Annotated in this window: 20 protein-coding genes and 1 pseudogene; 20 read left to right on the top strand and 1 reads right to left on the bottom strand. The window is 55.3% G+C overall.

The window, feature by feature from the left end:
* Positions 1 to 94: 94 nt before the first annotated feature.
* From PSAKL28_RS09695 to PSAKL28_RS09745, 14 genes are all read left to right on the top strand, one after another.
* The gene (locus PSAKL28_RS09695; RefSeq protein ID WP_038616395.1) at positions 95 to 757 is read left to right on the top strand and encodes a phage antirepressor KilAC domain-containing protein; all 663 of its coding nucleotides are present in this window, start codon (positions 95 to 97) and stop codon (positions 755 to 757) included.
* On the top strand, positions 757 to 1,506 hold the full coding sequence (locus PSAKL28_RS09700; protein WP_038609483.1) for a DnaT-like ssDNA-binding domain-containing protein: 750 nt from the start codon (positions 757 to 759) through the stop codon (positions 1,504 to 1,506). Before PSAKL28_RS09695 ends, PSAKL28_RS09700 begins: the two co-directional genes overlap by 1 nt.
* The gene (locus PSAKL28_RS09705) at positions 1,506 to 2,192 is read left to right on the top strand and encodes a replication protein P (protein WP_038609486.1); all 687 of its coding nucleotides are present in this window, start codon (positions 1,506 to 1,508) and stop codon (positions 2,190 to 2,192) included. Before PSAKL28_RS09700 ends, PSAKL28_RS09705 begins: the two co-directional genes overlap by 1 nt.
* Positions 2,189 to 2,392 (top strand): hypothetical protein, encoded by a 204-nt coding sequence (locus PSAKL28_RS09710; protein WP_038609489.1) that lies wholly within the window; start codon positions 2,189 to 2,191, stop codon positions 2,390 to 2,392. Before PSAKL28_RS09705 ends, PSAKL28_RS09710 begins: the two co-directional genes overlap by 4 nt.
* Positions 2,389 to 2,685: a DUF1364 domain-containing protein gene (locus tag PSAKL28_RS09715; RefSeq protein WP_038609492.1), complete on the top strand. Its 297-nt coding sequence runs from the start codon at positions 2,389 to 2,391 to the stop codon at positions 2,683 to 2,685. Before PSAKL28_RS09710 ends, PSAKL28_RS09715 begins: the two co-directional genes overlap by 4 nt.
* Positions 2,682 to 2,849: a hypothetical protein gene (locus PSAKL28_RS27625; protein WP_157687013.1), complete on the top strand. Its 168-nt coding sequence runs from the start codon at positions 2,682 to 2,684 to the stop codon at positions 2,847 to 2,849. The genes PSAKL28_RS09715 and PSAKL28_RS27625 overlap by 4 nt, the downstream gene beginning before the upstream one ends.
* Positions 2,846 to 3,277 (top strand): VRR-NUC domain-containing protein, encoded by a 432-nt coding sequence (locus tag PSAKL28_RS09720; protein ID WP_038609495.1) that lies wholly within the window; start codon positions 2,846 to 2,848, stop codon positions 3,275 to 3,277. The genes PSAKL28_RS27625 and PSAKL28_RS09720 overlap by 4 nt, the downstream gene beginning before the upstream one ends.
* A 58-nt stretch (positions 3,278 to 3,335) precedes the next feature.
* Complete coding sequence (locus PSAKL28_RS09725) at positions 3,336 to 3,533, top strand: hypothetical protein (protein WP_257011874.1); 198 nt, start codon at positions 3,336 to 3,338, stop codon at positions 3,531 to 3,533.
* A 155-nt stretch (positions 3,534 to 3,688) separates the two neighbouring features.
* Complete coding sequence (locus PSAKL28_RS09730; RefSeq protein ID WP_038609497.1) at positions 3,689 to 3,949, top strand: hypothetical protein; 261 nt, start codon at positions 3,689 to 3,691, stop codon at positions 3,947 to 3,949.
* Positions 3,950 to 4,024: 75 nt separating this feature from the next.
* Complete coding sequence (locus PSAKL28_RS09735) at positions 4,025 to 4,348, top strand: phage holin, lambda family (RefSeq protein WP_038609499.1); 324 nt, start codon at positions 4,025 to 4,027, stop codon at positions 4,346 to 4,348.
* Positions 4,348 to 4,659 carry an HNH endonuclease gene (locus PSAKL28_RS09740; protein ID WP_051939235.1) on the top strand — a complete coding sequence of 104 codons (312 nt, stop codon included), beginning with the start codon at positions 4,348 to 4,350 and terminating at the stop codon, positions 4,657 to 4,659. The genes PSAKL28_RS09735 and PSAKL28_RS09740 overlap by 1 nt, the downstream gene beginning before the upstream one ends.
* Positions 4,656 to 4,808: a head-tail connector protein gene (locus tag PSAKL28_RS28000; protein ID WP_218918492.1), complete on the top strand. Its 153-nt coding sequence runs from the start codon at positions 4,656 to 4,658 to the stop codon at positions 4,806 to 4,808. The genes PSAKL28_RS09740 and PSAKL28_RS28000 overlap by 4 nt, the downstream gene beginning before the upstream one ends.
* Positions 4,805 to 4,951 (top strand): phage head completion protein, encoded by a 147-nt coding sequence (locus tag PSAKL28_RS28710; protein WP_442604623.1) that lies wholly within the window; start codon positions 4,805 to 4,807, stop codon positions 4,949 to 4,951. The genes PSAKL28_RS28000 and PSAKL28_RS28710 overlap by 4 nt, the downstream gene beginning before the upstream one ends.
* Positions 4,909 to 5,367 (top strand): DUF2514 domain-containing protein, encoded by a 459-nt coding sequence (locus PSAKL28_RS09745; protein ID WP_051939237.1) that lies wholly within the window; start codon positions 4,909 to 4,911, stop codon positions 5,365 to 5,367. Before PSAKL28_RS28710 ends, PSAKL28_RS09745 begins: the two co-directional genes overlap by 43 nt.
* A gap of 13 nt (positions 5,368 to 5,380) precedes the next feature.
* Here the strand turns inward: PSAKL28_RS09745 and PSAKL28_RS09750 are convergent, their stop codons facing one another.
* Positions 5,381 to 6,148: a hypothetical protein gene (locus PSAKL28_RS09750; RefSeq protein WP_157687014.1), complete on the bottom strand. Its 768-nt coding sequence runs from the start codon at positions 6,146 to 6,148 to the stop codon at positions 5,381 to 5,383.
* Positions 6,149 to 6,328: 180 nt separating this feature from the next.
* Here PSAKL28_RS09750 and PSAKL28_RS09755 point away from each other — a divergent pair, with 180 nt between their 5' ends.
* From PSAKL28_RS09755 to PSAKL28_RS09775, 6 genes and pseudogenes are all read left to right on the top strand, one after another.
* Positions 6,329 to 6,535, top strand: a complete 207-nt coding sequence (locus PSAKL28_RS09755; RefSeq protein ID WP_038609508.1) for a hypothetical protein — start codon at positions 6,329 to 6,331, stop codon at positions 6,533 to 6,535.
* 49 nt (positions 6,536 to 6,584) lie between these two features.
* Positions 6,585 to 6,776, top strand: coding sequence for a hypothetical protein (locus PSAKL28_RS09760; RefSeq protein ID WP_038609511.1), 192 nt, complete (start codon positions 6,585 to 6,587; stop codon positions 6,774 to 6,776).
* 91 nt (positions 6,777 to 6,867) lie between these two features.
* Positions 6,868 to 7,293, top strand: a complete 426-nt coding sequence (locus PSAKL28_RS09765; protein ID WP_038609514.1) for a LexA family protein — start codon at positions 6,868 to 6,870, stop codon at positions 7,291 to 7,293.
* Positions 7,286 to 7,402: pseudogene (locus PSAKL28_RS26790) on the top strand (Y-family DNA polymerase); the annotation flags it as partial. The gene PSAKL28_RS09765 and the pseudogene PSAKL28_RS26790, both read left to right, overlap by 8 nt.
* Before the next feature lie 119 nt (positions 7,403 to 7,521).
* Positions 7,522 to 8,679, top strand: a complete 1,158-nt coding sequence (locus PSAKL28_RS09770) for a tyrosine-type recombinase/integrase (protein WP_004573994.1) — start codon at positions 7,522 to 7,524, stop codon at positions 8,677 to 8,679.
* 10 nt (positions 8,680 to 8,689) lie between these two features.
* The gene (locus tag PSAKL28_RS09775) at positions 8,690 to 10,297 is read left to right on the top strand and encodes a site-specific integrase (RefSeq protein WP_014003918.1); all 1,608 of its coding nucleotides are present in this window, start codon (positions 8,690 to 8,692) and stop codon (positions 10,295 to 10,297) included.
* Positions 10,298 to 10,305: the final 8 nt, after the last annotated feature.

The following is a 10,305-nucleotide window of genomic DNA, read 5'->3' on the forward strand; positions in this document are numbered from 1 at the left end:
ACGAGGTGCAATTATGCACACCGCATTCGATACAGGCAACACCCATCCTCCCGCGACAGGTTCTGCTATTTCGCCAAACCTGTCGCGTCAGGTCATGTCGTCCCGGGAGATTGCCGAGCTGATCGGTAAGGCGCACGACAACGTGCTGCGGGACGCCCGCGCCCTGGTCAAACAGGGTGTCCTCAAATCTGAGGAGACCCCTTACACCCATCCGCAAAACGGCCAAGCCTACCCGGAGTTCCTGCTCAGCCAACGTGACACTCTGGTGCTGGTCTCCGGTTACAACGCGCAGCTGCGCGCCAAGATCATCGATCGCTGGCAGGAGCTGGAGGGCAGGGTAGTTGGCCAGTTCCAAATCCCGACCACCTTCGCCGAGGCCCTGCGCGCTGCTGCCGACCAGGCCGAGCAGAATTTGCAATTGCAAAAAGTGGTCGAGCTGCAAGCGCCAAAGGTCGCGGCCATCAAGCGCTTGGCGGCTGCCGGTGGCGCGATCTGCATCACCGATGCTGCCAAGCACCTCCAAGTCTCACCCTCCAAGCTGTTCGACTGGCTGGAGCAGCACCGCTGGATCTTCCGCCGCAAGGGTTCCCGTCGCTGGATCGCTTATCAGCCACGCATCACGGCCGGCCTGATGAAGCACAAGGTGACCGGCCTGAAGCCAGATGCAGAAACCGGCGCAGAGCGCGCTGCGTTTGATGTGCTGGTAACACCGAAGGGAATTGCCCGATTGGCAGAGCTTCTGCGGGAGGTCGCGTAATGGCTGGAGATTGGATCAAGTTCGAACTGACCACCTTGGACAAGCCCGAGGTCTGTCAGATCGCTGACCTGGCCGACATCGATCTTGATGCCGTGATTGGAAAACTCATGCGCGTCTGGGGTTGGTTCGATCAGCAGACCGAGAAAGGTAACGCTCCAAGCGTTAGTAAAAAGTTACTGGATCGCTTGGTCGGCGTTATTGGTTTCTGCGAGCACATGAAGTCGGTTGGCTGGATGGTCGAATCCGACGGGGTGATTAGCCTTCCTCATTTCGAGCGACACAACGGCAAGACCGCCAAAAACAGGCTTCTCACTGCCAAGCGGGTCGCAAACCATAAGGCAACTAACGCCAAAGGTAACGCTGCGAACGTTAGCGGTGCGTTACCTAAAGAAGATGTAGATAAGAATAAAGAACCTCTCTCTACGCACGAACCCGTCGACCCCCGCATGCCCAGCGAAATGACCTTGGCCTGGGTGCCGGATGACAAACTGCTGAAAACTTATGCCGTGCACAGCGGCGTAGCGCTGACCCTGTTCACCGAAGAAGTACGCCGCGCGTTCACTGCCCACTATGAATCCCGCGGGCAAGTAAACACCCAGGCCGAGTGGGTGCAGATGCTGGTCAAGTGGGTGGTCAGCGACAAAAACCGGGCTGCCGCCTCCAATGTCACCCAGTTCCGGCCGAAGGGCTCGCCTACGCAGGAATTCGATGACGACGATGACCACTGGGCGCCGGGGGTGCAATCGTGATGAAAAACGTAGCCGTGATTGCCCAGGGCTTGTGGTCGGATGCCAAGGCCGGCGAGCTTATCCCTGCCGGTGTCAGCGAGCAGAAGGTCCGCGACACTGAAGAACGCAACACACTGGTGGCAGCGATCAACGAGCTGTTCAAAGAGCTTCGTTCTATTCGCTCAGCTTGGCGCCAGGCCTGGCCCGACAAGGAGACCTACCAAGCAGCGAAGCGCCAGTGGTACCAGGCATTTCTAGAAGAGGGCATTTGCAGTCAGGGTCAAGTGGCCTTCGGCATGGCTCAGGCCCGCAAGCAGCCTGGTGACTTCATTCCGAGCCCTGGCCAGTTCATTGAGTGGTGCAAGCCGTCACCCGAAATGCTGGGCCTCCCGCCGCTGATCAAGGCCCATCGCGAAGCCTGCCGCAACGCCCACCCTGGCATGGCCGGGCAGGGTAACTGGTCGCATGATGCCGTTTGGCACGCAGCGAAAGAGTGCGGCTTCGAAAACCTGAACCGCCTCGCGACCGAACTGAGCTTGAAGCTCTTCGAGCGCAACTATGCCATTGCGGTACGTCGCATTCTTGCCGGCCAGCCGCTTCAGCCCATGCCATTGGCGATCACGCATCACGCACCGGTGCGCTCCACTCCTGAGGTTGGCCGTGAAGCGCTCGCCGCATTGCGTGCCGCGCGAGGCGCCCAGGCATGACTGACCCGATGCTGATCAAGCCTGACCTCACCGAGTACCGCTGGGCCCTGTACGCCTGCGGGCATCTGCTCGATCTCACTGATAAGCCACATCCGCCCGTTGGCCTGTACCGCGATGAGGCGTCGGCACGCATCCACGGCAAGCGCATGTGGCCCGCCACCTTCACTGTTGTTGACCTCCACAAGGACGACCGCCCATGAAGCAATCCAAGTTGAGCAAGGCCGCGCGTGGCCGGGAGTGCCAGGTGCGCATCCCAGGCGTATGCAACGGCAACCCCGAGACCACAGTGCTGGCTCACTACCGGATGTCCGGCACCTGCGGCGTTGGCATGAAGCCGAACGATCTTCAGGGCGCCTGGGCGTGCAGTGCCTGCCACGACGCATGTGACGGCCGCAGCCAGTTGATCAGCCGCGCCGAAGCCCGCCAGCACCACGCCGAGGGGGTTATGCGCACCCAGGCCAAGCTGATCAGTGAGGGGGTAGTTGCGGCATGAGCATGGAGAACTGCATCTGGCTGATCGTGTTTGGCCTGCTGCTGATCGGGGTCGTGGTAGCGCATGTGCTCGACCAGCGTCGCCGCCGTTCCTACGAAGAGTTCAACCGCCAATTTCGGGATCGGAAGACTGAAGTCGAGCGCCAAGCAAGGAAGGCCCTATGAAAACCACCAAGCCAGCCCTGTTCCGCCCAAAAAAGACCCGGGCCAAGCCCATTGACCGCGAAGGCCTGGAGCAGGCCTCGCTGATGCGAGAGGTCGCGCTGCGCTATCCGGCTGCCGCCAAGTTGATCTACCACGTCCCGAATGGTGGTCATCGGCACAAGCTGGTGGCGATCAAGCTGAAAGAGCAGGGCGTGAAAGCCGGTGTTCCCGACCTGGTATTGCCCATGGCGCGTGGCGGGCACTTTGGCCTGTACATCGAGTTCAAGGCCAAGCCGCCGTTTGATGCCGCCGTGTCGCCAAGCCAGGACGCCTACATGCAGGCGCTGCTCGATCAGGGCTATCTGGCGATTGTCTGCCGCGGCGCCATCGACGCGCTGGAGGCGATTCGCGCGTACCTGCTGCAACCGCAGACCAAGGTGGCCGCATGACGTTGGCTGTCGCTTTCTCTGATGCCGAAATTCGCCGCCGAAGCGCCGGATCGAGGCGATGGAAGAGGATGTAATCATCTTGGCCGACAGCTTTTACGACATGAACACCTGGGACTTGGACGCCACGCCAGAGCCGACGCGCCGCCGCTGGAGGGCTCAGATCAACGAAAAGCTCGACGGCATGGTGGACGACGCCTTGGCTGAAGTGCGGGTGATTCTGGAGGCTGAAGGATTGCTGATGAAAGAGGCAGCATGATTGCCTGTTGACATCAGTGAGCGACTGAGCGAAATTGTCCCCATCCTATCATTCCTGCGCGTGTTGAGGAGTGACCCCGAAAGCCCGGCCTAAGTGTCGGGCTTTTTTGTTATCGCTTCGGTGATATCGTAGCGCTTCAAGGAAAAGGAGTTGCTATGCGTCGCGATCTGAAGCTGGTTAACCATTTGCTACGTTTGATTCAAGACCACGCGGACTATCAAGGGATCTATTTGATAAATCTGACCGATATGTGGGAAGGCTCAAGCGATTCCTCGAGCGGGCCGCTCGCTTATGATCAGCTTGTCTATCTGGTCAACCGGTGTGAGGAGGCAGGATTTCTGTCTGTTGCCGCTGGCAATCTCATTCAGCTGACTTGGCAAGGTCACGATTATCTCGACGCCCAAGACGGCAAATAAAGTTTAATTCACTCTTCATGAGCCCCGAGTTTCGGGGCTTTTTCATTTGCGCTCCCCGAAAAGGGAGGAACTGAGATGCCTAACATGCCCGAGAAGGACCCTGGCCTGTGGGCCGCAGTGATTGCCTGGGCGATCGCTCACCAACCGCAGCTGTACACCGGAGGCACAGCCGCGGCTGTTGCGATGTGTCGCGTTATCTACGGTGGTGGTGGTCGCCGCAAGATGTTCCTTGAAGGAATCCTGTGCGGCTTGATCGGTACGAGCCTGATGCCTGTGCTGGAGTACTTCTCGCTGCCCACTAATCTGGCGGTGTTCGCTGGCTGCATGGTCGGCTTCATCGGGGTGGAGAAGCTGCGCGAATACTCCGACCGGTTCATGAGCCGGAAGGTTGAGGGCTGATGGCTACCGGTTCGTCCTGGCATCACCTGTACAAGACCAAGCGCTGGTATCGATTGCGCTGGCATCAGCTGCAGGCTGAGCCCTTGTGTCGGTTGTGCGCTGCCCTTGGGTTGGTGACAGCTGCCAACACCGTCGACCACATCAAGGCTCACAAGGGCGTCGAGTCGTTGTTCTTCGATGCCAGCAACCTGCAGTCGCTGTGCAAGCACTGCCATGACTCGATTAAGCAGCGGCTGGAGAAGACCGGCCACCTGGTTGGGCATGACCTGTCGGGCGTACCGCTCGACCCGATCCGGTTGGTAATGCCTTGAATATCACCAAGGCTATTCGCCAGGGTGCCCTCCTGTTGATCGGGCACTGGTATGCAAGTCGCGAGACTGTCGTTATCGGAACGATCACCGCCGAGCTCCCCATGGCCACCAACGCCCTGTGGAAGCCGCATCGCTGGGTGAATATATGAGGGCCGGCCCGCTGAAGCACCGCTGCGTGGTGACGAAGCCGCACAGGCAGAAGAACACCTCTGGTGGTGCCGCCGAGACCTGGCAGGATGCCGGCAAGGTATGGGCGGATACTGGGGCGCCTACCAGCACGGGCGATCAGTAGAGCGCACCGACGCCGCATTGAAGTCCTCGCAGCGTGACAGCGACGACCACTTGGCTGAAGTGCTGGGCGAGCGTGACGCAAGACAGGAAGAACAACGACGCGCCGAGGCGCAGGAGGAGGTGAGAGCCCATGCACAAAAGGAACGCCAGGTTGCGGATGCTGGTGCTGCTGGCGCCGATGCTGCTGGTCAGCGGATGCGGGACGATGCAGCCAAGCTCGCCGCCACCGTCAGTTGTCCCGCCACGGATACCACCGCTATTGCCCGAGGCCAGGCAGCCACCCGCGCCGCCATGGTGCTCTCCGACTTGCTCGCACGGGCTGATAAACGAGCGGGAGAGCTGGCGAAAGCATATGACCGGGCCCGAATAGCTGGTTTGACCTGTCAGTCTCAATATGAGTCGCTAGTCCCGCCATAGCGGGTACTATGTTTTACTCGTTTTCAGGTTTCACGGTAATAAACGTACCTACACTCATGAGTGTATCTATATCGTTGATTAGTAGCTTCGGGCCTGGGCGGCTGGCCGTCAGGGGCCAAAGTCTCTCGAAAAATTCGTCCCTAAATATGATTTCTTGACTTAGCGCTGATTGGGCTCTTTCTGAAGTGCAGCCGAGAATGCTGAATGTGGCTTGTCCGATATTTATGGTTGAAAGGTAGAAGGTATTGTCGATTTCGTCCGTTATTCCAGATCTAACATACCTGAGGTAAGTGTTGGCGTTGAAGTAACTTTTACAAAGCCAAACAAATGTATATGGTGGCGGTTTTAGTTTGCTTCTTAGTAGCCGGTTATGCTTGGCAGGGAATCCTGGCAAGTCGTCTCGATGCATCAGCGCGTGAACGGCGGCTGTTTTCACAGACCACATTGCAAGATCTAGCCTTTGCGCGCTATTTAGCTGCATTGTTGTACCATAGAAGAGATCAAGAAGAAGATTTTCTGCCCTGATTTCAACTTTGTTCATCCATCCTGAGTTGCACTCGTTGCACACCGAATTTACAGTGCTGTCAAATGGGCCGTGAGGTATGGCTTTCTGATTTAACTTAAAATCTCCGGTCGGATTAACGGTCTTGTTTTCCCAAAATATCTCATTTGGGGACCAAGGGAATAAGGTGTTAAACTTGTCCCTTAATACATGTTCTTTGGTGAAATGTATGTCCGGCGGGCTTTTATGGCAAAATGGGCATTGTTTTTTATTCTTCATGCTTCATTCCGTCCGTGTAATACCTAATGAGAATATATCATGCCAAGCTTAGGCTGGCGGATTGTTGTTTCGCAACTCAGGGTGCTGGCCTGTCAGATTCCACCAAGCACTAGGCGCGGCAGGAAAATGCTGCCCCCATAACCCTCTATACTCTCCAGTCCAGATAGCAGGGAGCAGGGTATGAACGACCTGGAAGGGAAGATCGCTGCCGGCGAGCCACTGATGCAGCAGGCAATGGGTGCGCTACGTCGTTACCACGAGGCTCGGGACTCTCATAAGCCGGCGGAGGAGGTGGAGCGCCTGCGGTTAGAGGCAGAGTCACTGTTCGAAGCGGTTCATGAGTACCAGCGCCGTGCTCTTGGCAGGCCTGCGCATCCACTCCACTGACAACCTCGCAACTCCGCGAAAGAGAAGAGCGCCATCAGAGGCCAGGGAAATGAAGGGTTCGACCAGTGAGACAGCGACGGCGGAACTGCTGATGAAGCAAGCGCTGGACGCGCTGCGCCGATACAACGAGGCCAAAGGTCACGCTTCACCGGAGGAGGTGGAGCGCCTTGGGCTTTGGGCGGTTTCGCTAATGACGGAAGCTCAGGAGTATCAGTTGCGGGTTTTTGGCGGCCCGATTTAACCCTCCCGTCAGAAATTTCTCTTCAACAAATTGACCGCAAGGCTTTCAGAATATTTACTGTACATTCGTACAGTATAGGAAGTCGTGCGTCATGAGCTATTCCATCATAGGGCCCGCAGCAGAAGGCGGCCTGAAAGTGCCCTTGTGCTTGTTCCATGTGCCAGCTGGATTCCCTTCGCCAGCAGCGGACCACATCGAGGCCCATATCTCTCTGGATGAGGTTCTGAACATTCGGGCGCCGCATGTGTACCTGGTGTCAATCACCGGCGAGAGCATGCAGGGCGCCGGCATCTTCGAAGGCGATCTGGCGATAGTCGATCGCTCGATCGAGCCCGCGCACGGTCATATCGTCGTGGCTCTATTGAACAACGACCCGGTGTGCAAGAGGCTGTGCATCCGGGGGAAAGACGTCATTCTGCTGTCCGAGAACCCGAAATATCCACCCAGGTACGTGCTTGAGGGTGATGAGCTATCAATCTGGGGCGTGATCACCGGTAGCGTGCGCAGCCATGTCTAAGCCACCAGTCTTTGCCTTGATCGACTGCAACTCGTTCTATGCGTCCTGTGAGCGGGTATTTCGGCCGGACCTGGCCAAGGTCCCGATCGTGGTCCTTTCGAACAACGATCTGAGGGGTGGGAATCGTTAGTAAATCCTGTAGAGTCCGCGCCACCTTCTGAACCCCTCTGGAGCAGCAGTTTCCAGGCTTCATAAGGCAATCCATTGGAAGTGGTTTAGGGCAGCGGCATGAGGCTGGTATTCGCAACAAAAGACCTAGCATTAGCAGGTCGATCCTTTGAAGGCTTTCCGTTGCTGATTGGGTCAGAGGGATGGCCAGTCGAGCCAGCTCAATCCTTCCTTTGGCACACGCTTATCGAGTCAGGTGAGGCCCTAAGCGATTTGACTTGGGAAGCCTATGGACGGCGTCTGTACGATTACTTTGCCTTCCTGGAAGCCAATGGATTGGCCTGGGACGAGGAAAGCCCGGCTCACGGTCTGAGTGCTCTGTCGAGGTATAGGGATTGGTCGAGCGGAGAATTAGCACTTGATCCCGGCACGGTGAACAATCGTCTGGCCTTGATCGTGAGGTTCTACCGATGGGCTAAGCAGCGCAACCTGATAACTGTGCTGCCCTTCGGTGAGAAAAGGGTAAGAGCTGCCCAACATTCCGGTCTTCTCAGTCATATCGCTCGGCCCGGAGCCGAGAGCACGAAAGTTTCGGTGATGGTTCGCGACCGAAAGCGCTTGACCAAATTCCTGACCAAGGATCAAGTCAAGGTATGCCTTGCCCTGGATACCGATCCAAGCCACCAGATATTGTTCCACCTCATGGTGCGTACCGGCCTTCGCTCCTGTGAGGCGAGGTCTTTTCCTCTCAAATATGTGTTCAACCCCAGGTTGAAGAAGGGACTGCGCCCAGGGCAAATGATCAGTGTTGCTCTTGATCCTTCAGACATGCATATCAAGTACGACCGGCCTAGAACTATCGACGTGCCATGGTCGTTGATGGAGAGCATGTGGTCTTACTCCCTTCACCAACGAGAGGTTCGTAAGTCCAATAGTGATGGACGTGTTACCGCGCTGCTGCTGACTAATGAAGGCAGGCATTATTCAAAAGATTCCGTAGTGGACGTTATGAAGTCCTATGAAAGAAAGTGCGGCTTCTATGTTCGGGCCCACATGCTACGCCACACCTATGGGACTTATACCTTGCTTGCTCTTCGAAAAAGTAAAGAGTTTGAAGGTGAGCCATTGTTGTATGTCCGAGATAGGCTGGGGCATTCAGATGTGCAAACAACTATGATCTATTTGCATCTCATAAACCAGCTTGAAGCCCAATCCGTCCTTGCTCACGAGGACGAAATTGACATGATGTTTATGACTGATTCGGTTTCGCGTATCTGAGGTAGCACCATTGGCTCGGCAAAAAAGCTACAAGGCGGTTATGCGGTCGGTTACAAAAGGATTCGAGGCTGTCGAAGATGATATCAAGATTGACCTGCCGAGAAATCCGAGAAACCACAGGCAACTCGATCATACGAAATATTTAGGCTTGGGCTTCGATGCTTGGGCAATTCAAAGTCTTCACGTTATCAAAGCTTTGCTACAAGGAGGAAACTTCTCAGTGACGACCTTGATTGGTTACTCTACGAACGGACTAAGATTTTTTATAAATTTCTTGAGTGGCGGTTCGGTCAAGTCGCCACCTGCAACGCCAAACAGTCTTACCAAACGCCACTTGGAGCGATACGTCTCTTGGCTGAGGCTAAAATACCCTAACGGCTCGACAGCCAAGAATTACTATACTAGCTTCAAGTCGTTAGTTGTTGTTTTGGCTGAATATGGATTTATTGAAGTCAATCTTGACGATCTTTTGCCCCTCAATCCATTTCCTAATAATGCGCAGAGCACTAAAGATGCAGATCCGCTCACCTTGGGTGAAATGCAAAGGCTGATTGGCGCTTTGAAGTCAGATCTTATTGCCATCCATAAGGGTGCATTCCTTGGAAATGGCGCGGAGGCGATGGCTGTATTGCTACTAATTACTGCGGCAAGGTCTGGAATCAATACTACGCCGCTCTTGGAGATGAAGAGGGATGCCCTACAGCCTCACCCATTTATTCCTAATCTCAGGTTGATTACTACCGTCAAACGTCGAGGTAAAGGCGCACAGAGCAAAACAATCCGTCAGACTAATCTGCTAGATGAGTACAGTGCTATTCCCCTGGATGGGGTGGCAGTCCTCAATAAGGCGCTGGAGATTTCTAAGCCACTCGTAGCACTGGCACCTGATGAAATATCTTCATGTGTGTGGTTATATCGCTCGGGCCAGCCTGGCCGCTCGAACGACATCGTTACCCTTACACCCGGTGCTTTATATGTCACGGCAAAAAGCATTTGTGAGCGTCATGCGCTTCAGGATGATCAAGGCAATCGGCTAAATGTCACGCTTAGTCGGCTGCGAAAGACTATGGAAAGCCGTTTGTGGAAACTGAGTGGTGGCGACATTATAGAAGTTTCCTCCGTTATGGGTCATACCCCTGGTGTCGCCGATAATCACTATTTGAAAATCAACGATGAGATCAAGATCGACGGGGCGACATTTGTTGGGGAGGCTTTTCCGGACAAACTACGTGGCATAAACGTTATACCAACCCCGCCAGGCGGCTGCAAAGATAGCCTTTACGGTAGTCTGGCACCAAAGGATGGCGTCAATCATTGTTCTGAATTCATCCACTGCCTCGGTTGCCCTAGCTATGCAATTGTAGGCACCTTGGAGGACTTATACCGGCTGTTCAGCTACCAACAATTCTTGTATGCAGAAGTCGAATACTTTCTCACGGACGAGTGGGGCGCATGGCGCAAGCGTCAGTTTGACTATATTCGATTGATAGATGATTTCACCCAGAAGTTTGATCTTGCATTGGTTTCGCAAGCAAGGGCTCAGGCTGAGTCATCTCCGCACTTGTTCTGGGCTAAAAAAATCGAGTTCATGAAGAAAAAATTGGACGGTGAAATTTGAGCATAAGA

This window comes from Pseudomonas alkylphenolica, from assembly GCF_000746525.1.
GTDB lineage: Bacteria > Pseudomonadota > Gammaproteobacteria > Pseudomonadales > Pseudomonadaceae > Aquipseudomonas > Aquipseudomonas alkylphenolica.